This is a genomic window from Frigoribacterium sp. NBH87 (genome assembly GCF_014217665.1).
GTDB classification, from domain to species: Bacteria; Actinomycetota; Actinomycetes; order Actinomycetales; family Microbacteriaceae; genus Frigoribacterium; species Frigoribacterium endophyticum.
The window spans coordinates 255,752-277,861 of sequence record NZ_CP043650.1 but is presented as its reverse complement, the minus strand read 5'-3'; the positions used below and the strand labels follow the sequence as shown (position 1 = coordinate 277,861).

Here is a 22,110-nt window from a genome sequence, read left to right as displayed (position 1 = left end):
GTGATCGAGCCTAGACACCCCGGGGTCGCCTCCCCGGCCGCCGGCGCGTGCCGAGAGCGAACAGCGCCGTCGGTAGCATCGACGTCATGACCGAGCTCAGCCTGTCCGCCGTCCGCACCTCCCCCGCCGAGACCACCGCCGACGTCCTCGTCGTGGGCGTCCTCAAGGGAGCCGACGGCCCCACCGTGACCGTGGAGCTCGAGGGCCTGCCGACCGACCTCGCAGTCCTCGGCGTGACCGGTGCCCGTGACCAGCTCGTCCGCGTGCCCGCCGTGGGCGTGGCCGCGACGGTCGTCGCCCTCGTGGGCCTCGGCGACGTCGTCGACGCGGAGTCCCTGCGCTACGCCGCCGGCTCGGCGGTCCGCCAGCTCACCGGCGTCGACCGCGTCGCCCTCGCCCTCCCCGTGGCCGACGACGACCAGGCCGCGGCCGTCCTCGAGGGCGCGGCCATCGCCTCCTGGGAGTTCGACTCCTTCCGCTCGGCCTCGGCCGGCGAGTCGCGGCGGCACGCGCGCGAGCTGGTGCTGGTCGCCGACCGTGACCTCGAGGAGTCGCTGGTGACGCGCGCCGCGGTCGTCGCGGAGGCCGTCCACACCGTCCGTGACCTCGCCATGACCCCGCCGCAGCAGATGTTCCCGCAGGCGCTGGCCGACGTGGCCGTCGCCCGGGCCGAGGGCCTGCCCCTGACCGTCACCGTCCTCGCGGAGGACGAGCTGCGCGCCGGCGGCTACGGCGGCATCCTCGGGGTCGGGCAGGGGTCGTCGCGCGGGCCTCGCCTGGTCAAGGTCGAGTACGCGCCCGAGGGCGCCGCCAAGCACCTCGCCCTCGTGGGCAAGGGCATCACCTACGACACCGGCGGGCTCTCGCTCAAGCCGGCCGGCAGCATGCTCGGGATGAAGGACGACATGACGGGCGCGGCCACGGTGCTCGCCGTCACCGTCGCGGCCGCTCGCCTCGCCCTCCCCGTCCGGCTCACGGCGTGGCTCTGCATCGCCGAGAACATGGTCAGCGGCACGTCGATCCGCCCGGACGACGTCCTGACGATCCGCGGCGGCACCACCGTCGAGGTGACCAACACCGACGCGGAGGGCCGCCTCGTCATGGCCGACGGCCTGGTCGCCGCGAGCGAGGAGATGCCCGACGCGGTCGTCGACGTCGCCACGCTCACGGGCGCCCAGGTCGTGGCCCTGGGCACGCGCACGGTCGGGGTGATGGGCAACGACGCGCTGGCCGACGAGGTCGTCGGCCTCGCGGGCCGTGTCGGCGAGACGTTCTGGCGGATGCCGCTGCCCGGCGAGCTGCGCGCCCGTCTCGACTCCGACGTCGCGGACCTCGTCAACGCGACCCCGGGCAACACCGCCGCCGGCATGCTCCTCGCCGGCGTGTTCCTCCAGGAGTTCGTCGGGCGCCGCGAGGACGGCAGCGTCCTCCCGTGGGTCCACCTCGACATCGCGGGGCCGTCGAACAACAAGGGAGGCGGCTACGGCTTCACGGCCAAGGGCTCGACCGGCGTCTCCGTCCGCACCCTGCTGGAGCTGGCAGCCGTCTTTTCGGTCGCGTAGTAGGGTCGGGGAGGCGGGAGAAACCCGCCGAGATCGGTCCCCCGGGCGACACCAGCCCCGCGCCCTGCAGAGCACCTGCCGGGCGCAGCTCCTGATGGAGCAGACGCTGGCGGGTGCGACGACGCCGTCACCGCGACGCCGCAGCACCTCAGCCCCGCGGGGTACCTCCGAACGCACGAGGGAGTTGCTGGGTGTCGGAACAGAATTTTGACCTGGTGGTGCTCGGCGGCGGCAGCGGCGGCTACGCCGCCGCGCTGCGGGCGACCGAGCTGGGGCTGAGCGTCGCGCTCGTCGAGAAGGACAAGGTCGGCGGCACCTGCCTCCACCGGGGCTGCATCCCGACCAAGGCCCTGCTGCACTCCGCCGAGGTGGCCGACGTCACGCGCGAGTCGGAGAAGTACGGCGTGCACACCGACTTCCACGGCATCGACATCGCCGCCGTGACCTCCTACCGGGAGGGCGTCGTGGCCAGCAAGTACAAGGGCCTGCAGGGCCTGCTCAAGGCCCGCAAGATCACGACCGTCGAGGGCGAGGGGCGCCTCACCTCGCCCACCACCGTCCAGGTCGGCGACGTGACCCTCACGGGCAAGAACGTCGTGCTGGCGACCGGGTCGTACTCACGGAGCCTGCCCGGCCTCGAGATCGGCGGCCGTGTCATCACCAGCGAGCAGGCGCTCGCCCTCGACCACGTCCCGTCGCGCGTCGCCATCCTGGGCGGCGGGGTGATCGGCGTCGAGTTCGCGAGCGTCTGGAAGTCGTTCGGCGCCGAGGTCGACATCATCGAGGCCCTGCCGCACCTCGTCCCGAACGAGGAGGAGTCGATCTCGAAGCAGTTCGAGCGCGCCTTCCGGAAGCGCGGCATCGGCTTCTCGCTCGGGGTCCGCTTCCAGAGCGTCACCCAGAGCGACGACGGCGTCGTCGTCACCCTGGAGGACGGCAAGACCTTCGAGGCCGACATCCTGCTGGTCGCCGTGGGCCGCGGCCCCTCGACCGCGGGCCTCGGCTACGAGGAGGTGGGCCTGACCATGGACCGCGGCTTCGTCATCACGAACGAGCGCCTCGCGACGAGCGTCCCCGGCGTCTACGCCGTCGGCGACATCGTCCCCGGCCTCCAGCTCGCCCACCGCAGCTTCCAGCACGGGATCTTCGTCGCGGAGGAGATCGCGGGGCTCTCGCCCCAGGTCATCGACGACGTGAACATCCCCAAGGTCACCTACTCCGACCCCGAGGTCGCCTCCGTCGGCCTCTCCGAGGCCAAGGCCGTCGAGAAGCACGGCCGTGACGCCGTGGCGACCTACGACTACAACCTCGCGGGCAACGGCAAGAGCCACATCATCGGCACGAGCGGCTCGGTGAAGGTCGTCCGCGTCGTCGACGGCCCCGTCGTCGGCGTCCACATGATCGGCGCCCGCGTCGGCGAGCTCATCGGCGAGGCCCAGCTGACGGTCAACTGGGAGGCCTACCCGGAGGACGTCGCTCCCCTGGTCCACGCCCACCCCACCCAGAACGAGGCGCTCGGCGAGGCCATGCTGGCCCTGGCGGGCAAGCCCCTCCACGCGATGTAGCACCACCCACCACTGCACCGCACCGCACCGCACACACAGGCACATGATGTCGTCAAAGGAGTTCCACGCATGAGCGAATCCGTCAACCTCCCGGCACTCGGGGAGAGTGTCACCGAGGGCACGGTCACCCGATGGTTGAAGAACGTCGGCGACCGGGTCGAGGTCGACGAGCCCCTGCTCGAGGTCTCGACCGACAAGGTCGACACCGAGATCCCGTCGCCGGTCGCCGGCGTCGTCGAGGAGATCCTCGTCCAGGAGGACGAGACGGTCGAGGTCGGCACGGCGCTGGTGCGCATCGGTGACGGCAGCGGCTCCTCCGACGGCGGCTCCGCCCCCGAGTCGGCGCCCGCCGAGGCCGAGCAGCAGCCCGAGCCCGAGTCGGAGACGGAGGAGACCGTCGTCTCGTCGTCGAACGCTCCCGCTCCTGGCGAGGAGGCCCCCGCGGCTCCCCTCGCCCCGGCGGACGAGGTCGACCCGGCGCCCGCCGCGTCGGACGACGCGCCCGCCCAGCCGGGGGCGACCGATGCGTCGGCTCCCGTCCCCGCACCCTCCGCCCCGGTGGCCGCTCCCGCCGCCGTGCCGGCCGCGGTGCCCGCCGCCGCCCCGGCTCCGGCAGCGCCGGCGGCCAGCCCCGCGCCGGCCGCCGCCCCGTCGGCCGCTCCCGCCGCCGAGTCCGCCTCGGCCTCGGCCTCGAGCAGCTCCGCTCCGACGGGCTACGTCACCCCCCTCGTGCGCAAGCTCGCCAACGAGAAGGGCGTCGACATCAGCACGCTCAGCGGCAGCGGCGTCGGCGGACGCATCCGCAAGGAGGACGTGCTCGCCGCCGCCGAGGCCGCCTCGGCCGCGGCCGCGGCGTCGGCCCCGGCGTCGTCGGGCGCCGCGGCTCCCGCCCCCGTCGAGGTCTCGCCGCTCCGCGGCACGACCGTCCCGATGACCCGCCTCCGCAAGGTCGTCGCCGAGCGCGCCGTCCAGTCGATGCAGGCGATGGCCCAGCTCACCAGCGTGGTCGAGGTCGACGTGACCGCCGTGGCCTCCTTCCGGGACGCCCACAAGGCCGAGTTCCTGGAGAAGACCGGCAACAAGCTGTCGTTCCTCCCGTTCTTCACCCTCGCGGCGGCGGAGGCCCTCAAGGCCCACCCGAAGCTCAACGCGACCGTCGACGGCGACTCGATCGTCTACCCGGACCACGAGAACGTCAGCATGGCCGTCGACACGGAGCGCGGCCTGCTCACGCCCGTCATCAAGAACGCCTCGGAGCTCGACCTGGCCGGCATCGCCGCCCAGATCGCCGACCTCGCCCAGCGGACGCGCGACAACAAGCTGAAGCCCGACGAGCTCGCCGGCGGCACCTTCACGGTCACGAACACGGGGTCGCGCGGCGCGCTGTTCGACACCCCGGTGGTGTTCCTGCCGCAGGTCGCCATCCTCGGCACCGGCATCGTGGTCAAGCGCCCCGTCGTCGTCAAGGCCGCCGGGGGCGAGGCCATCGCGGTCCGCTCCATGGTGTACCTCGCCCTGTCCTACGACCACCGCATCGTCGACGGCGCTGACGCCGCCCGCTTCCTCGTCGCGGTCAAGGACCGCCTCGAGGCGGGCGACTTCGCCTCCGTGCTCGGCATCTAGCCCGGTCGCCCGTCACCGGCGGGCGACCACCTCGCGGAGCCGCCAACCGGCCTCGGTCCTGACCACCAGGACCGAGGCCGGTTCGTCGTCGGCCCCGCGGGCGTCGAGGAGCACCGTCTCGCCCAGTCGCTGCACCTCGCCGTCGACCGCCGTCGGGACGAGTGCCCCTCCCGCCGCCCCGGGGTCGTCCAGCAGCTGCGCGTCTCGCGCCGCGACCGGTGAGCCCGGCTGGTCGACGGCCGCGAGGCACGAGGGCGTGACATCGGCGAGACAGCGTTCCCGAGCCTCAAGGAGCACCCGGGCCGCGGCGACGGCGTCCTCCCCCGTGGTCACGACGTCGTCGTCGCCCGGGGTCGGCCGCTCGCCACCCCGGGAGGTCGTCGGCGGCTGCCCGGGAGGAGACGTCGCACCGGCATCACCGCCATCACCGGCGTCCGCTGCCGGGGCGGGTGTCGGGGAGGGGCCGGCCGCGCCCCCGCCGTCCGTCGCGACGGCGGTGCCGCCGTCGACGGACCCTCCCGGTGCCGAGAGCAGGAGGGCGATCACGACCGACGCCGCCACGACGCCGCCCAGGAGCCAGAACCGGGGCCTCACCGCCGCGACGCGCGCCCGGACGGAGGTCTCGCGACGGGCGGCGAGCCAGTCGAGGGCCGCGTCGACCACGGCCGCCTCCGGCAGCGCGGCCGCCCACGCGGGGCGCGGCGGACCCGCCAGGGCGGACCAGTCGACCTCGTCGCCCCGGGTCGCGTCGTCCGTCTCCGCCACCGCCGCCGACGGCAGCGGCAGCGGGGCCGCGAGGTCGTGCACGGCCTCCACGACGGCGTCGAGGTCGTCCGCTGCCGTCAGGGCCGTGAGCAGGGGCGACGAGCCCTCCTCGAGGTGCCCCGCCACGAGCTCGACGAGACCCCGCGAGGCGGCGGCCGCCGACGCACGGGCCGTCGCGACGTCCGTCGTCGCACCCGCCGTGCGCAGGCGCCGCAGCAGCGGTGCGCCGCGGTCGTCGAGGACCACGTCGCCGAGGTCGGGGCGGCCGACGAGCAGACCCGTCGCGGCCGCGCGCTCCAGCACCGCGAGGAGAGGCACCGCCAGGGTGACCAGCTCCCCCGGCGCCAGGGGCCCCCGGCCCGCGAGCCACGACGGGAGGGGGACGAGGTCGCCGTCGGGCACGACCACCACCAGGCGCCCGTCGGGCTCGTGCAGGACGTCGACGGCGGGCAGCAGGTGGGCGTGCCGCACCGGGGCGGCCCGGGCGAGCTCTGCCTGCACGCGCGCTCCGTGCGGGCCGGCCTGCGCCGGCCGCAGGAGGACGACCGGCAGCCCGTCCGGCCCCGTCGCGCGGAGGACCTCGAGGCCGTCGTGCTCGTCTCGGGCGTGGACGTCGTAGGGGCCGGTGCGGGAGCTGCTCACCCGGAGAGCGTGCCCGGTGCCGGGCCCGGCACCGCGACTCCCCGGGGTGCCCTGTGGACGGGCCCGCCCCGGGCGGAGGCCGGGAGGGCCGACCGGGCCGCCGTGCGCACGCCCGTCCCGTATCCTGGTCGACATGGCACGACGCTCCGAGAACCCGACCCCCAAGCCGCCCAAGGAACCGGGTCGGTTCAAGCAGATGTGGCAGGTCTTCCAGATGACCCGCCGCTACGACTCCCAGGCGCTGCCGCTGATGCTCGCGGCGCTGCTCGTGCCGGTGGTGCTCGGCGTCGTCGCGGCCCTGCTGCTCTCGGGCGGCAACGTGCTCGCGCTCGTGCTGTACATCATCGTCGGGCTCATGCTCGGCGTCCTCCTGCTGCTCATCGTCCTCGGGCGACGTGCCGAGAAGGCCGCGTACTCGCAGATCGAGGGCCAGCCGGGCGCCGTCGGCGCCGTCATGAAGAGCGGCCTCCGCCGCTCGTGGCGTGCAGCCGAGATGCCCGTCGCCGTGCAGGGCCGCACCCAGGCCGCGGTCTACCGGGCCGTGGGCAAGGGCGGCGTCGTCCTGATCGCCGAGGGCGCCGCGGCCCAGACCAAGAAGCTCGTCGACGAGGAGCGCCGCAAGGTAGCCCGCATCCTCCCGAACGTCGCCGTGACCGTGCTGCACGTCGGCCCCGACGCCGACGCCGTCCCGCTGCACAAGCTCGCCGGTCGCATGAACAAGGTCAAGTCGACCCTGAACCGCAACGAGGTGCTGGCGGTCAGCAACCGCCTCCAGTCGCTCGGCAAGAACGGCCTGCCCATCCCCAAGGGCGTCGACCCGTTCAAGGTCCGCTCCGGCCGACCGCGCTGACCGACTGCGCTGACCGACCGCCCCGCACGACGACGGCGCCGCTCCCCTCGGGGGCGGCGCCGTCGTCGTGTCGAGCTGGACCCACCGGACCGGGCGGGCCCGCGCGGTCGGCGTCAGACGCGGACGAGCACCGTGCCGGCGATGCGGTCGTGGAGGCCGCGCTGGTCGAGGTCCCACACCACGGCGGGGACGACGAGGGCGACCAGGAGCGTGCGGACCAGCGGGCGCCAGAGGCCGACCGCTCCCCCTCGCATCGGCATGAGGCGCATGCCCAGGGCGAGGTGGCCCGGCGTGCCCCCGAGGGTGACGAGGAAGAGCACCTGCACGACGACGAAGACGGCCGTGATGGCGAGGCCCTCACCGCCGAAGAACGCGTACGCGACGACCGAGGCGAGGGCCCAGTCGATCACGAGGCCGCCCACCCGGCGCCCGAGGCGCGCGATCGACCGCGGCCCCTCGCGCGGCAGGCCGAGACGCTGGCCCGGCCACTCCTGGCGGCCGTCGGAGCCGCCCTGGCCGGAGGGCGCGGCGGGCTCGGACGGAGGTCGGCGGATGGAGTCGGGCATGGCGTCGAGCCTACCGACCGGCACATGCGTAACATGCCGGAAACACGAGGGACACCGCAGCGAAACCCCTCGCCCATACCGTCGTCAGTGGCTGCGTCCCGCTGGCCGATCCGTTCCACACCATTGGAGAGACATCTAGATGTTCACTGATTCTTCCGAGGTGCTGAAGTTCATCAAGGACACCGACGTCAAGTTCCTCGACATCCGGTTCACCGACCTCCCCGGCGTCCAGCAGCACTTCAACATCCCCGCCTCCACGGTCGACGAGGAGTTCTTCTCCGTCGGGCAGCTCTTCGACGGATCGTCCATCCGTGGCTTCGCCTCGATCCACGAGTCGGACATGCAGCTCATCCCCGACGTCACGACCGGCTACGTGGACCCCTTCCGGGCCGAGCGCACGCTCATCCTGGTCTTCGACATCTTCAACCCGCGGAACGGCGAGCTCTACAGCCGCGACCCCCGCCAGGTCGCCAAGAAGGCCGAGAAGTACCTCGCCTCGACCGGCATCGCCGACACGGCGTTCTTCGCGCCCGAGGCCGAGTTCTACATCTTCGACGACGTCCGCTACGAGGTCACGCAGAACGCGAGCTTCTACAGCGTCGACTCCGAGGAGGGCGCCTGGAACACCGGTCGCGTCGAGGAGGGCGGCAACCTCGCCAACAAGACGGCCTACAAGGGCGGCTACTTCCCCGTCAGCCCCGTCGACAAGACGGCCGACCTCCGCGACGACATCAGCCTCAAGCTGATCGACTCCGGCCTCGAGCTCGAGCGCGCGCACCACGAGGTGGGCACGGGCGGCCAGCAGGAGATCAACTACAAGTTCGACACGATGGTCCACGCGGCGGACGACATCCTGAAGTTCAAGTACATCGTCAAGAACACCGCCGAGCAGTGGGGCAAGGTCGCGACCTTCATGCCCAAGCCGCTCTTCGGCGACAACGGGTCGGGCATGCACACCCACCAGTCGCTCTGGAGCGACGGCAAGCCCCTCTTCTACGACGAGAACGGCTACGGCGGTCTCTCCGACGTCGCGCGCTGGTACATCGGCGGCCTACTCAAGCACGCTCCGGCGGTGCTCGCCTTCACCAACCCGTCGATCAACTCTTACCACCGCCTGATCCCCGGCTTCGAGGCCCCCGTCAACCTGGTCTACTCGGCCGGCAACCGGTCCGCGGCGATCCGCATCCCGATCACGGGCACGAACCCGAAGGCCAAGCGCATCGAGTTCCGCGTCCCCGACGCGGCCTCGAACCCGTACCTCGCGTTCGCCGCCCAGCTGATGGCGGGCCTCGACGGCATCCAGAACCGGATCGAGCCGCACGAGCCCGTCGACAAGGACCTCTACGAGCTGCCCCCGGAGGAGGCCAAGAACATCCCCCAGGTGCCCGCCTCGCTCGACGCGGCCCTGCTCGCGCTCGAGGCCGACCACGAGTTCCTCACCAAGGGCAACGTGTTCACCGAGGACCTCATCGAGACCTGGATCGCGTACAAGCGCGACAAGGAGATCCTGCCCATGGCGCAGCGTCCCCACCCGTTCGAGTTCGAGATGTACTTCGGCGTCTAGCTCACGAGCGTTCTCCGCGGAGGCCCGCACCCCCTGGGGTGCGGGCCTCCCGTCGTTCCCCAGCCCGTGTCGCCGCCCGGCGCACCGGCTGCGCGCACGCGGACGGGCCGCCCTCCCGGAGGAGGACGGCCCGTGATCGCCGTGCGGCGGCTGGCTCAGGCCGGGATCGCCACCGGCGACAGCGCCTGGCGACGCGCGGGGACACGACGGCTGCCGAGCGGCCGCACCTCCCAGCCGGCGCTCGCCCAGACCCCGGCGTCGAGCGCGTTCCGGGCGTCGATCACGACGGGGTTGGCGGCCAGCTGCGCGAGGGGCAGCGGCTCGGCCCCGACGAACTCGGGCCACTCGGTCAGCAGGAGGACGGCGTCGGCGTCGGTCACCGCCTCCTCGATGCTGTCCGCGAACGACAGCGTGGGGAAGCTGCGCTGGGCCGTCTGCGTCGCCTCGGGGTCGACGACGAGCACCTGCGCACCGCGCAGGTGCAGCGCCGCGGCGACGTTGAGGGCGGGCGAGTCGCGGACGTCGTCGGTGTGCGGCTTGAAGGCCGCGCCGAGGACGGCGATCCGGCGGTTGAGCACGGAGCCGCCGCAGGCGTCGATGGCCTGGTCGATGACGCGCTGGCGCTGGGCCATGTTGATCTCGTCGACCTGCTGCATCAGACCCACCGCGCGATGGGCGCCGAGCTCGTTGGCCCGGAACATGAGGGCGCGGATGTCCTTGGGCAAGCAGCCCCCGCCGAAGCCGAGGCCGGCGTTGAGGAACTTGCGGCCGATGCGGTCGTCGAAGCCCAGCGCGTCGGCGAGCGTCGACACGTCGGCGCCGGCGGCCTCGCAGAGCTCGGAGATCGCGTTGATGAACGAGATCTTCGTCGCGAGGAAGGCGTTGGCGCTGACCTTCACCAGCTCGGCCGTCGGCAGGTCGCACGAGATGACCGGCGTGCCGGTCGAGATGGGCTCGGCGTAGACGGCCCGCAGCACGGCCTCCGAGCGGCTGTCGGTGCCCCCGAAGACGATGCGGTCGGGGCGCAGGGTGTCCTCGACGGCGTGGCCCTCGCGGAGGAACTCGGGGTTCCAGACGACGTCGGCCGAGATGCCGGCGGGCAGGACGCCCGCGACGATCTCTCGGAGCCGCGCCGCCGTGCCCACGGGCACGGTCGACTTGCCGACGATGAGGCCGTCGTGGCTCAGCGAGCGGGCCACGGCCCGGGTCGCCTCCTCCACGTAGGTCAGGTTCGCCGCGTGGCTCCCCCGCCGCTGGGGCGTGCCCACGCAGATGAAGTGGACGTCGCTGAGGGCGACGGCCTCGGCGAGGTCGGTCGTGAACACCAGCCGGCCGGAGTCGACGTGCTTGACGATCAGCTCGGGCAGGCCGGGCTCGAAGAACGGGACGCGCCCCTGGGCCAGCGCCTCCACCTTCGAAGGGTCGGTGTCGACGCCGATCACGTCGAAGCCCATCTCCGCCATGGCGGCCGCGTGGGTGGCGCCGAGGTAGCCGGTGCCGATGACGCTGATGCGCGGCCGGGCCGAGTCGGCGGAGGTGACGGGGGCGTCGCTGTCGAAGGGGGTGAGGTCGTCGGTCATGATGCGCTCCTGAGGATGGTGGGGGCTGCAGGGAGGGAGGAGGGACGGGCGGGGCCGGTCACGGGAGGGTCCGGAGGTCGAAGCCCGTGTCGCGCCGGGCGATGCCCTCACGGAAGGCCGTGATCGAGTCCTGTCGGGAGACGATCCGCCAGTCGTTGGTCAGGTACGACCCGGACGCGACGGTGGTCGCCGTGAGGTTGAACCAGGCGAAGCCGACGATGTCGTCGTTCGTCGGGTCGGCCAGGGTGTCGAACAGCGAGTCGATCCAGCGCGGCTTCTGGGCGGCCTTCGTCGTGCCCAGCTCGGCCGCGCCGATCTCGGCGAGGACGATCGGCTTGTCGGTGATGGCCCGCAGGTAGCCGAGGGTCTTGCCGAAGGTGCCGTCGAAGTCGCCGGTCTGCGGCGTCTCGGCGTTGCTGCGGAGGTAGCCGGTCATGCCGACCCAGTCGACGTAGTCGTCGCCGGGGTACAGGCTCGCGGTGTACTCGAGCGTGCGGTTCTTGGTCGGCACGCCCTCCACGCGGGTGGGAGCCCAGACCCAGGCGACGAGGTCGTTCGCCCCCTCGCGCTCGAAGACGTCGTGCACGTGGCGCCACATCTCTCGGTACTGGCCGGGAGTGTTGTTGTTGACGCCCTCGTCCCACGGGTACCAGTTGCCGTTCATCTCGTGGTCGAGACGGATGGCGAGGGGCAGCCCGGTGGTCTTGATGTCCTGGGCGTACTTCGTCAGGTACGCGTCGAACTCGCCGTCGATGATCTTGCCGAGCTCGTAGTCGGGGTCGACGACCTGGTCGTTGGCCGCCTTCAGCGGGCGCGACTCCCAGGTGAGGAAGGGCAGGTCGCCCTTGGCCCACGCCCGGGTGACCGCGTTCGGGTCGAAGTCCTGGTCCCAGCCCTGGAAGTACCCCGCCATGTTCGGCTGAGCGCCGACCTTGCTGCTGACGTCGTCGAACTCGGACCAGCTGAAGGGCGACTGCGTCGTGTAGAGGCCGAAGTAGCGCGACTCGGGCTGGATGATGCTCGCCAGCGACGGCGCCGTGACGGGCTGGGGGGGCCGCCGGGGTCCCGCTGCCGGTGCCGGAGCCCGAGCCGCTGCCGTTGCCGGAGCCCTTGCCCCCCGATCCCGTGGCGCCCTTGGCGCCCGAGAAGGCGGCGGCGCCGCCGGACCCGCCGGCTGCCGACCCTGCGGCCGTCGATCCGCCGTCGGCCGCGGCCTGCGCCTGGTCGAGGGCGCTCTGCGCCGAGGCGAGCTTCGCCTGCGCCGCGGTCAGCTGCCCCTCGGAGGTCCAGGCCTGCTGCTGCACGTCGGCCAGGGCCGTCTTGCTGTCGGCCAGCTGCGCCTTCGCGCTCACCAGCTGGTCGAGCAAGGCCGACCGGTCGGCCTTCAGCTCGGCGACGTCGGACGGCGAGGCGCCCACGGCGGTCTGCACCGCGCTGCGCACGGCGTTGTCGGACGGGGATATCCAGATCAGCCACGAGATCATGGCGAGCAGGACGACGACGGCGGTGGCGCCGAGGCCCGTGCGGCGGGCGTTGCCGTGGGACTGCGCCCACCAGGCTCCCGACTGCACGTGCGCCGGGGCGACGAACTTCTGTGCGGACTCAGACAATGAAGAGCACCTCCAGGGCGAGGATGACGGCACCGATCAGGTACGGGAAGCCGGCTTTGGGGTTGAGGCGACGACGGGGAGGCGCGGCCACGCGGGCCGGGGAGGTCGCCTCCGCCAGCGCGGTCGCCGTGCTGGTCGTGACGGCGTCGCCGGGGCGGGCGTCCACGGCCGTCTCCGCGCGGTGGCTGCGCACCATGACCGCGCCGCGGTCACCGTCGCGCACCGTGGTGGAGTCGCCGGTCGGGCCGGCCGTCGAGGTGGACGGTCCGAAGTCGAACAGGGTGTCGACGCCGGGGTCGGCCTCGCCCCGGAACTCGCGCTCCAGCACGTCGAGGGAGTCGTCGGCCCCCACGGACTGGACCTGGGCCTGCACGGCGTCGTCCGCCGCGCCTCCCCCGTAGGCACCGGCACGGGTGCCCCAGCCGCTCGCGTGGCCCATGCGGAAGAAGCCGATGACGCGGATGGGCATCAGGAAGAACGTCGACACGATGATGAAGACGGGCAGGCGGAAGAAGTCCGAGGGCTTCTCGGCGAGGTGGCGCATCTGGCGGATCGCCATGCTCAGCACGGAGGAGAGCACCATCAGCACGATGATGCTGATGAGCCCGGTCGAGACGCCGTACTCGGCGAGGATGCCGCGGTAGAGGTTGACGCCCTGGCCGGTGATGCCGCGGTAGACCCAGCCGCCGATGACGCCCATGAGCATGAACGGCAGGATGATGTCCATCGCGAAGAAGAAGGCGAGCATCGGGGCGTGGCCGAGCATCCACGGCATCATCCGGAAGGTGTTGTACTGGCTGCCGCGGGCCCAGCGGAGCTGCTGCTTGAAGAGCTTCTTCACCTGGAGGGGCGCGTCGGTGTAGACGAGGCTCGTGTGCTGGTAGACGGTGCGGTAGCCCTCCTTGAGCGTGAGGTTCGTCAGGGTGCGGTCGTCGCTCACCTCGAGGAAGACGCCCATGAACTTCTCGGTCATGAACTTGTCCATGACCCGCTCGAGGATGACGCGGCGGAAGGCGATGGTGCGGCCGGGGAGGCAGCCGATCTGGCCGAGCACGCTCTGGGCGGGCATCGAGTACAGGGCCCGCGAGTTCTCGAGCCAGTCCGCCCAGCGGGTGATCCAGCTGCGCTCGGGCTCGAGGATGCGCTGACGGGTGGTGACGCCGCCGACGTTGGCCTCGGAGAAGGGGCGGACGAGCTCGGAGAGCGTGCCCGGCGTCCACACCGTGTCGGAGTCGACGAGCACCGTGATGTCGCCGCGGCTCAGCTCGGTGCCGATCATGACGGCGTTGCGCTTGCCGGGGATCGGCGTGTGCACCCACCGCACGAGGGGCGCGTACTCGTCGCAGACCGCGGCGAGGTCGGGGTTCGGGGCGCCGTTGATGACGACGATGATCTCGCCGGGCGCCTGCTCGACCATGCGGCCGATGACGTCGCGGAAGAGGTCGAGGGGCTCGTCGACCACGGGGACGACGACGCTGGTCGTCCCGGTGAACTCGCCCGTCGAGGGGCGGTAGCGGCGGGAGAGGACAACCTTGACGATCCACAGGACCCAGATGAGGGCCGAGTACACCGCGAACAGGTAGACCTCGGGGTAGCCGCCCGCCATGGAACGGATCTGAAGGATGAAAGTCAACACGATGGCCGCCTCGGAAGATGGGGGAACAGGGGGTGGCGTCCGCGTCGTCGGGGAACCTGGGTGTCGGGTGAGGCAATCTTCAGTCACCCTGCGGGTGCTCACAAGCCGTCACCTCTTCGGGGGCGTGCTCTCACCCCGTGGGGTACGGCACTTGTCCTCCCTCTGGTGTCAGGCGAAATGCCGACACCGGTCAGCGACACGGCTGGTGCCCCCTGAACGACGGCCGTCGCCTCCCTCAGGGCTCGATGAGAGCCCGCCTCACGATCGGCGACAAGCCCCCTGGACAGGGTTTTCTACCGGGTGGACTGAAGCACCGAGAGCGAGCACCCGTGAACCTGAGAAGGACCTGTCAGACACAGGCCGTGCTCCTGTCGGCCACGAGCCCGAAACACGCCGGTCATCTCGGTCGGGGTACATCGGGTGATATCGGGGTACGCAGCGATCACCCGCGACGAATTCGTGCCTCACCCGCCGAGATCTGCATCCCGGGCGTGTCGTGCCTCAGCCCGTGGGGGTGGGAGCCTCGTCGAGGCCGTAGAAGCCCCGCTCGAAGACGGCCCGGGCTCGTCGGGTGGCGGCGAGGTAGTCCTCCTCGAGCCGAGTCGCCGAGCCGGGCGGGTACTCCATCAGCCGCGCCACGCCCTCGAGCTGACGACGGTCGGTCGGCAGGACGTCGGACGTCCGCGACGTCCAGAGGACGCCGGCCGAGCGCGCGCGGGAGGCGATCACCCAGGCGTCGTGCAGCTTGCGGGCGTCCTCCGCCGAGACCAGCCCGGCCTCCTCCGCCGCCGCCAGGGCGTCGAGCGTCGAGGTCGTGCGGAGGGCGGGCACGGCGTGGGCGTGCTGCAGCTGGAGCAGCTGCACGAACCACTCGACGTCGCTCAGCGACCCCCGCCCGAGCTTGAGGTGCCGGGACGGCTCGGCGCCGCGGGGCAGCCTCTCGGCCTCGACGCGCGCCTTGATGCGCTTGACCTCCCGCACCTCCTGCTCGGAGAGCTCCGCGGGGTACCTCACCGTGTCGGCGACGGCCGTGAAGTCACGGCGCAGCGCCTCGTCGCCGGCCACGGCGCGGGCCCGCAGCAGCGACTGCGCCTCCCACGTGAGCGACCACCGGTCGTAGTAGGCCCGGTAGGAGGTCAACGACCGCACCACGGGCCCGCTGCTGCCCTCCGGGCGCAGGCCGGCGTCGAGGTCGAGGGGCACGAGGGAGTCGGCGGTCAGGCGGTTCAGCTCCGCCACGACGCGGACGGCCCGGCGGTGCGCGGTCTCGTCGCCGTCCGGGGCCCGGTAGACGTAGAGCACGTCCGCGTCCGAGCCGAAGCCGAGCTCCCGGCCTCCGTAGCGCCCCATGGCCACGACGGCGAACTCGATGTCGCCCGCGTCGCGCCGCGCGAGGGCGAGCGCGCCCGTGATGGCGGCCGTGGTCACGTCGGTGAGGCCGGCCGCCAGCTCGTCGATCGTCATCAGGCCGAGGATGCCGCCGATGGCGAGGCGGAGGACCTCGCGTCGGCGGGCGTTCCTCAGGACCGCGGCCCCCGCCTCCGGGGTGTCGTGGCGGGCCAGGGTCGCGTGCGTCTCGTCGAGCAGGCTGGGGAGGCTGCGCGGGCGCAGCTCGTCGTCGTTCTCGAACCAGACCGCGGCCTCGGGGGTGCGCTCGAGGAGGTCCGCCACGAAGCGCGACGTCGACAGGACGGTGGTGAGCCGGTGCGCCGCCCCGGACGAGTCGCGGAGCATGCGGAGGAACCAGTAGGACTCCCCCAGCCCGTCGCTGAGGCGACGGAAGGCGAGGAGGCCCAGGTCGGGGTCGGTCCCGTCGGCGAACCACTGCAGCATCGCCGGCAGGAGGTGGCGCTGGATGCTCGCGCGGCGGGAGACGCCGCCCGTGAGGGCCGCGATGTGCCCCAGCGCTCCCCGCGGGTCGGCGAAGCCGATGGCCGCGAGCCTCGCGGCGGCCTGGTCGGTGCTGAGCGCGAGCTCCTCCTCCGGCCGCGCCGCGACGGCGGAGAGCAGCGGGCGGTAGAAGAGGCGCTCGTGGAGGGTGCGCACCCGTCGCTTGACGCCCTGCCACGCCTCGACGAGCTCGCGCGCCGAGCCGGCCAGGCCGGTGCCGCGGGCGAGGGCGCGGAGGTCGTCGTCGTCGGTCGGCATGAGGTGCGTGCGGCGCAGGCGGGAGAGCTGGATGCGGTGCTCGAGCAGCCGGAGGACGCGGTAGTCGCGGTCGAACTCGGCCGCCTCGGCCCGCCCGACGTAGCCCCGGCGGGCGAGGGCCGACAGGGCCGCGAGGGTCGACCGCTCCCGGACGCCGTCGTCGGCCTGGCCGTGCACGAGCTGGAGCAGCTGGATCGTGAACTCGACGTCGCGGAGGCCCCCGGGGCCGAGCTTGAGCTGACGGTCGACCTCGTCGGCGGGGATGAGGTCGGTGACGCGCTCGCGCATCCGCTGCACCGACTCGACGAAGGCCTCGCGCGAGGCCGCCGACCACACGAAGGGCGCGATGCGCTCGACGTAGCGCTCACCCAGCTCGCGGTCGCCCGCGATCGGCCGGGCCTTCAGCAGGGCCTGGAACTCCCACCCGCGTGCCCAGCGGTCGTAGTACGCCACGTGCGAGTCGAGCGTGCGGACGAGCGCACCGTCCTTGCCCTCGGGGCGGAGGTTCGCGTCGACCTCCCAGAGCTCGGGCTCGATCGACAGATCGGAGACCACGCGCACGGCGTGGACCGCGAGGCGGGTGGCGATCTCGACGGCCCGGCCCGGCTCGAGCCCGTCGGCGCCCTCAGCGACGTACACGACGTCGACGTCGCTGAGGTAGTTGAGCTCGCGGGCGCCCGTCTTGCCCATGCCGATGACGGTGAAGCGCGTGCGGGCCACGTCGTCGGCGGGGAAGGGCACCTCGCGCCGGGCGACGTCGACGGCGGCCTCGAGGGCGGCGCCGGCGAGGTCGGCGAGGGCGGCGGCCACCTCGGGCAGGACGGCGACCGGGTCGGCCGACTCGAGGTCCCAGGCCGACAGCCGCAGGAGGTGGTGGCGGTACCGGCGACGGAGCGCGACCGCGGCGTCGTCGCCCACCAGCCCCGCGACGACGGCGAGGAGGTCGCCGACGTACTCCTCCGGTGAGGGAGGCGCGGTGAGGGGAACGAGGAGGCCCGCGAGTTCGTCCGGTCGTCGCGTCAGGAACTCCGCGAGGCCCGACGACGCCCCGAGGACGCGCACCAGGCGGGGGCCTGCTCCGCCGTCGAGGAGCCGGGAGACGGCGTCCGCGTCGCGCTCCACCAGCCGCTCAAGGTGCCGGAGCGCCGCGTCGGGGTCGGGAGCGCGGGCGAACGACGCGATCAGCGACTCCGCCCGGGGCTCCTCGGCGACCAGCCGCTCGATGCGGTCGCGGGCCTCCCGCAGCTCCGCGAAGCCCAGCCGGGCGAGCTCGGACAGGCCGGTGCTCGGACGGGTCATGACGGTCGGGCGCGCGCGGTGCGGCGCCGGCTAGAGGATCTCGAGGTTCGAGCGCAGTTCGTAGGGGGTGACCTGGGCCCGGTAGGCCTTCCACTCCTGGCGCTTGTTGAGCAGCACGTAGTTGAAGACCTGCTCGCCCAGCGTCTCGGCGACGAGCTCGCTGTCCTCCATGATCGAGAGGGCGTGGTCGAGGCTGGCGGGGAGCTGCTTGTAGCCCAGCGCACGGCGCTCGGCGTCGCTCATGCCCCAGACGTTGTCCTCCGCCTCGGTCGGCAGCTCGTAGCCCTCCTCGATGCCCTTGAGGCCGGCGGCCAGCATGAGCGAGAAGGCGAGGTACGGGTTCGCCGCCGAGTCGATCGCGCGGTACTCGACGCGGCTCGAGTTGCCCTTGTTCGGCTTGTAGAGCGGCACGCGCACGAGGGCGCTGCGGTTGTTGTGGCCCCACGTGACGAAGCTCGGGGCCTCGTCGCCGCCCCAGAGGCGCTTGTAGCTGTTCACGAACTGGTTCGTGACGGCCGTGATCTCGGGGGCGTGCTTGAGCAGGCCGGCGATGAACTGACGCCCGATGCGGGAGAGCTGGTACTCCGCGCCCGCCTCGTAGAAGGCGTTCGAGTCGCCCTCGAAGAGCGACATGTGGGTGTGCATGCCCGAGCCGGGGTGCTGGCTGAAGGGCTTCGGCATGAACGTCGCGTAGACGCCCTGCTCGATGGCCACCTCCTTGATGACCGTGCGGAAGGTCATGATGTTGTCGGCCGTCGTCAGCGCGTCGGCGTAGCGGAGGTCGATCTCGTTCTGGCCGGGGCCGGCCTCGTGGTGGCTGAACTCCACCGAGATGCCCAGGTCTTCGAGCATGCGCACCGAGCGACGACGGAAGTCGTGGGCGGTGCCGCCGGGCACGTTGTCGAAGTAGCCGGCGGAGTCGACCGGCTGGGGGCCCTCCGGGCCGTGCTGGGCGCTCTTGAGGAGGTAGAACTCGACCTCGGGGTGCGTGTAGAAGGTGAAGCCCCGGTCGCCGGCGCGGGCGAGCGTGCGCTTCAGCACGTTGCGGGGGTCGGCGACGGCCGGCTGCCCGTCGGGCGTCGTGATGTCGCAGAACATGCGGGCCGTCGGGTCGATCTCGCCCCGCCAGGGCAGGATCTGGAACGTCGTCGGGTCGGGCTGCGCCAGGACGTCGGCCTCGTAGGAGCGGGTCAGCCCCTCGATCGCCGAGCCGTCGAAGCCGATCCCCTCGGCGAACGCCCCCTCGACCTCGGCCGGCGCGATGGCTACCGACTTGAGGGTGCCGATCACGTCGGTGAACCAGAGGCGGATGAACTTGATGCCCCGCTCTTCGATGGTCCGAAGAACGAAGTCTGTCTGCTTGTCCATTCACGGCCTTTCTGCTCGACGACCAGGCTAGTGGACGGGACGTGCGCCGCGGGGGCGCGGGCCCGGTCAGTCGTCGGCGGCGTCCTCGGCGTCGAGGCGGGCGTTGCGCTCCCTGATGGTCTGGATCGCGCGCTCCGCCTCCTCACGGGTGGCGTAGGGGCCGGCGCGGTCGACGGCCGGCGAGACCTTGCCCTCCTCGACCTCGTGGGTGGTGATGTTGTACCAGTACTCGGGTGCCATGGCAGCAGGCTACCTCCGGGGCCCGGCCCCGGGGCCGCCGGGCGCCCACCGGGTGCGCCCCGCGGACGACGTCTCCCCCTAAGGTGGACGACATGCCTCGGGACTCCCACGGACACCTGACCCCGGGCCGGATCTCAGCGCAGCGTCCGGTCCCCGCGTCGATCCCTCGACCGGAGTACGTGGGCAAGGCCGGTCCTGCGCCCTACACGGGCGGCGACGTGTACGACGCCCCGACCGTCGAGCTCATCCGCGAGAGCGGCCGGATCGCCTCGCAGGCCATCGACGCCGTCGAGGCGGCCCTCCGCCCCGGCGTCACCACCGACGAGCTCGACCGCGTCGCCCACGAGTTCCTCGTCGCCCACGGCGCCTACCCCTCGACCCTGGGCTACCGCGGCTTCCCGAAGTCGATCTGCACCTCGCTCAACGAGGTGATCTGCCACGGCATCCCCGACGACACGACCCTCGTCGAGGGCGACCTGCTCAACGTCGACGTCACCGCGTTCAAGGACGGCGTCCACGGCGACCTCAACCGCACGATGATCGTCGGCGAGGCGCCCCAGGCCACGGTCGACCTCGTCGACCGGACGCGAGAGGCCCTGCGTCGGGGAATCAAGGCCGTCGCGCCGGGCCGGCAGGTGAACGTCATCGGCCGCGCGATCGAGTCCTACGCCGCGCGCTTCGGCTACGGCGTCGTCCGCGACTACACCGGCCACGGCGTGGGCCGTGCGTTCCACTCCGGCCTGGTCATCCCGCACTACGACGCCCCGCAGTACGACGACGTCATGACCCCCGGCATGGTCTTCACCATCGAGCCGATGCTGACGCTCGGCGGCGTCGAGGCCGACATCTGGCCCGACGACTGGACGGTCACGACCCGCGACCGGTCGCTCACGGCGCAGTTCGAGCACACCCTCGTCGTCACCGAGCGCGGCGCCGACGTGCTCACCCTCAGCTGACCCCAACTCCGACACACTCCCCTAGGAAGGTTCCACCCGTGGCACAGAAGGCAGTGGGCATCGACATCGGCGGCACCGGCATCAAGGGGGCGATCGTCGACGTCGAGTCGGGCGAGCTGCTCACCGACCGCCTCAAGAAGCCGACCCCGGCCGGCGGCGAGCCCGACGACATCGTGGCCGTCGTGAAGCAGATCGTCGAGGAGCTCGGCGTCGACGACCTCGACGTGCCCGTCGGCGTCTGCTTCCCCGCCGCGATCATGGACGGCAAGACGCTGTCGGCCGCGAACGTGTCGAAGAAGTGGATCGACTTCGAGGCCGAGCGCCTCTTCGAGACCACCCTCGGGCGCGACATCCACTTCGTCAACGACGCCGACGCGGCGGGCTACGCCGAGACGCGCTACGGCGCGGCGAAGGGGGTCCCGGGGCTGGTGGTCATGACGACGCTGGGCACCGGGATCGGCACCGCGCTCATCAACGACGGCGTCCTCATCGTCAACGCCGAGCTCGGCCACCTCGAGATCGGCGGCAAGGACTACGAGACGAAGGCCTCGTTCGCCGCCAAGGAACGCGACGAGCTGAGCTGGAAGCACTGGGCCAAGCGCCTGCAGAAGTACTACTCGCACCTCGAGGCCCTGCTCTACCCGCGGCTCATCATCGTCGGCGGCGGCGTCTCGAAGCACCACCAGGAGTTCCTCCCCCTGCTCGACCTGCGGGCCGAGATCGTGCCGGCCGTGCTCCGCAACAACGCGGGCATCCTCGGCGCGGCGGCCCTCGCGGCGTCGTCGCGGCCCACGACCACGGTCTGAGCCGACGACGGCCCGGGGCGGCGACCGCCCGGGCCGACCGTCGTCACGACGTGACGGAGGCCCGGGTGCGGGAGGCGTGCCTCCTGCACCCGGGCCTCCTGTCGGTCTGGGGCGGATGGGCCGGCTGATACGCCGGGTTCTGTCCCGGTGCCGAGGCACCATGGACGGCCATCTATCTCGGGACTACGTTGCCGCAGCCCTCCAGCGGTCTACCCGAGGACTCGGCGAGCCACCTCGACGTCCTCTGTCTGACCTTGCTCCGGGCGAGGTTTGCCTAGCCGGTCGGTCACCCGAACCGCTGGTGGTCTCTTACACCACCGTTTCACCCTCACCGCGGCCCCGTCTCACGACGTGACCGAGGCGGTCTGCTCTCTGTTGCACTGTCTCGCGGGTCGCCCCGGGTGGGTGTTGCCCACCGCCCTGCTCTGTGGAGCCCGGACGTTCCTCGGCGGTCGGGAGCGAGCCCCCGACCGACGCGACCGTCTTGCCGACCCATCCGCCCTGCCACTGTAGCGCGCGCCGGCGGGGCGCCGAGCCGGTGCCGGCCCCCGTGCCCCGGAGAGGCCTAGATCCCGGACTCGTTCGTGCGCACGAGGACGGCGTTGCTGTCGGGGCAGAGCACGACGTCGTACGCGCTGGCGGAGCGCACGGCGGCCAGGTCGCTGCCGGTCAGGGTGACCCCGCTGGCGCTCGAGACGCCGCCGCGCAGGAGGGAGGCACCGATGCCGTACCGGCGACGCTGCGTCTCGTAGAGGTCGAGCAGGTCGGCCGGCACCTTCTCGGCGAGCGTGGCGCGGTCGGCCTCGACCTGACGGCGCTCGATCTCGAGCTCGCCGAGCTTGGCGTCGCGCGTGCTCCGGGCGTCGGCCCGGCGGACCTCGAGCTGGTCGAGCTCCTCGTGGGTGACCGTGGCGACGGCGCCGAGGCTCTCGACGCGCTCCATCACCTCGAGCTGCATGTCCTCCAGGTCGGAGCCCCGCTTCGCGAGGGCGGCTAGCTCCGCCTCGAGCGCCTGGACGTCCTTGACGGACGAGGTGCTCGCGAGCCGCTGCCGGTCGCGGGCGACGCGGGCCTCGACGACCGCCACGTCGGACTCGACGCGGCGGAGCTCGGCCTGCGCGTCCTCCCAGGCGCCCTGCTCCGACGCCATGCGGCTGCGGAGGCGGTGGGCGTCGCCGTCGACCGTCGCGAGGACGGCGATCTCGGGGAGGTTCGCGGCACGGTGCGCGAGCTGCTGCAGGGTGGTGTCGAGCTTCTGGAGGTCGAGCAGCAGGGCCTGGTCGGCAGGGCTGGCTTGCAACGGCACGGGGACTTCTTTCGTCAGGGGCGG

The 22,110-nt window shown here is 72.4% G+C and carries 16 protein-coding genes and 1 other RNA gene; 7 read left to right on the top strand and 10 right to left on the bottom strand.

Translation table 11 applies throughout. The features are described 5' to 3' along the window. The first annotated feature begins 86 nt into the window (after positions 1-86). The 3 genes from F1C15_RS01310 (at position 87) to sucB (ending at position 4,750) form a co-directional block, all read left to right on the top strand. Positions 87-1,562 (top strand): leucyl aminopeptidase, encoded by a 1,476-nt coding sequence (locus F1C15_RS01310; protein WP_056054513.1) that lies wholly within the window; start codon positions 87-89, stop codon positions 1,560-1,562. 191 nt (positions 1,563-1,753) lie between these two features. Beyond that, positions 1,754-3,127 (top strand): dihydrolipoyl dehydrogenase, encoded by a 1,374-nt coding sequence (gene lpdA, locus F1C15_RS01305; RefSeq protein WP_185232562.1) that lies wholly within the window; start codon positions 1,754-1,756, stop codon positions 3,125-3,127. Positions 3,128-3,196: 69 nt separating this feature from the next. Beyond that, entirely contained in the window at positions 3,197-4,750 is a 1,554-nt protein-coding gene (gene sucB / locus F1C15_RS01300) for a 2-oxoglutarate dehydrogenase, E2 component, dihydrolipoamide succinyltransferase (protein ID WP_185232560.1), read from the top strand. Between the two features lie 12 nt (positions 4,751-4,762). Here the strand turns inward: sucB and F1C15_RS01295 are convergent, their stop codons facing one another. Beyond that, positions 4,763-6,157 (bottom strand): hypothetical protein, encoded by a 1,395-nt coding sequence (locus tag F1C15_RS01295; RefSeq protein ID WP_185232558.1) that lies wholly within the window; start codon positions 6,155-6,157, stop codon positions 4,763-4,765. 133 nt (positions 6,158-6,290) lie between these two features. Here F1C15_RS01295 and F1C15_RS01290 point away from each other — a divergent pair, with 133 nt between their 5' ends. Continuing rightward, complete coding sequence (locus F1C15_RS01290) at positions 6,291-7,007, top strand: DUF4191 family protein (protein WP_167259108.1); 717 nt, start codon at positions 6,291-6,293, stop codon at positions 7,005-7,007. A gap of 113 nt (positions 7,008-7,120) precedes the next feature. Here the strand turns inward: F1C15_RS01290 and F1C15_RS01285 are convergent, their stop codons facing one another. Next, positions 7,121-7,573 (bottom strand): RDD family protein, encoded by a 453-nt coding sequence (locus F1C15_RS01285; protein WP_185232556.1) that lies wholly within the window; start codon positions 7,571-7,573, stop codon positions 7,121-7,123. Between the two features lie 139 nt (positions 7,574-7,712). Here F1C15_RS01285 and glnA point away from each other — a divergent pair, with 139 nt between their 5' ends. Then, positions 7,713-9,137: a type I glutamate--ammonia ligase gene (glnA, locus tag F1C15_RS01280; RefSeq protein WP_056054503.1), complete on the top strand. Its 1,425-nt coding sequence runs from the start codon at positions 7,713-7,715 to the stop codon at positions 9,135-9,137. Between the two features lie 155 nt (positions 9,138-9,292). On the opposite strand, the gene F1C15_RS01275 is transcribed toward glnA, so the two are convergent. The 6 genes from F1C15_RS01275 to F1C15_RS01250 all read right to left on the bottom strand — a co-directional run bounded on the left by F1C15_RS01275 (position 9,293) and on the right by F1C15_RS01250 (position 19,018). Beyond that, positions 9,293-10,717 (bottom strand): UDP-glucose/GDP-mannose dehydrogenase family protein, encoded by a 1,425-nt coding sequence (locus tag F1C15_RS01275; RefSeq protein WP_185232554.1) that lies wholly within the window; start codon positions 10,715-10,717, stop codon positions 9,293-9,295. Between the two features lie 58 nt (positions 10,718-10,775). After that, a complete protein-coding gene (locus F1C15_RS16070; protein WP_255465395.1) occupies positions 10,776-11,630 on the bottom strand; it encodes a glycoside hydrolase family 26 protein in 855 nt (284 codons plus the stop codon). 689 nt (positions 11,631-12,319) lie between these two features. Next, a complete protein-coding gene (locus F1C15_RS01265) occupies positions 12,320-13,963 on the bottom strand; it encodes a glycosyltransferase (protein ID WP_156369927.1) in 1,644 nt (547 codons plus the stop codon). A 501-nt stretch (positions 13,964-14,464) separates the two neighbouring features. Beyond that, entirely contained in the window at positions 14,465-17,410 is a 2,946-nt protein-coding gene (locus F1C15_RS01260; protein WP_185232552.1) for a bifunctional [glutamine synthetase] adenylyltransferase/[glutamine synthetase]-adenylyl-L-tyrosine phosphorylase, read from the bottom strand. Positions 17,411-17,440: 30 nt separating this feature from the next. Then, entirely contained in the window at positions 17,441-18,778 is a 1,338-nt protein-coding gene (locus F1C15_RS01255) for a glutamine synthetase family protein (RefSeq protein WP_056054486.1), read from the bottom strand. Between the two features lie 66 nt (positions 18,779-18,844). Next, positions 18,845-19,018 carry an SPOR domain-containing protein gene (locus F1C15_RS01250; protein ID WP_185232550.1) on the bottom strand — a complete coding sequence of 58 codons (174 nt, stop codon included), beginning with the start codon at positions 19,016-19,018 and terminating at the stop codon, positions 18,845-18,847. A gap of 92 nt (positions 19,019-19,110) precedes the next feature. On the opposite strand from F1C15_RS01250, the gene map reads away from it, so the two are divergent. Together map and ppgK are read left to right on the top strand one after the other, a co-directional pair. Further along, a complete protein-coding gene (map, locus tag F1C15_RS01245; RefSeq protein WP_056055875.1) occupies positions 19,111-19,974 on the top strand; it encodes a type I methionyl aminopeptidase in 864 nt (287 codons plus the stop codon). Between the two features lie 38 nt (positions 19,975-20,012). Then, on the top strand, positions 20,013-20,780 hold the full coding sequence (gene ppgK / locus F1C15_RS01240) for a polyphosphate--glucose phosphotransferase (RefSeq protein ID WP_185232548.1): 768 nt from the start codon (positions 20,013-20,015) through the stop codon (positions 20,778-20,780). A 112-nt stretch (positions 20,781-20,892) separates the two neighbouring features. Here the strand turns inward: ppgK and rnpB are convergent. After that, positions 20,893-21,275, bottom strand: an RNA gene (gene rnpB / locus F1C15_RS01235) — RNase P RNA component class A. Positions 21,276-21,345: 70 nt separating this feature from the next. Next, positions 21,346-22,086, bottom strand: coding sequence for a zinc ribbon domain-containing protein (locus F1C15_RS01230; protein WP_255465392.1), 741 nt, complete (start codon positions 22,084-22,086; stop codon positions 21,346-21,348). Positions 22,087-22,110: the final 24 nt, after the last annotated feature.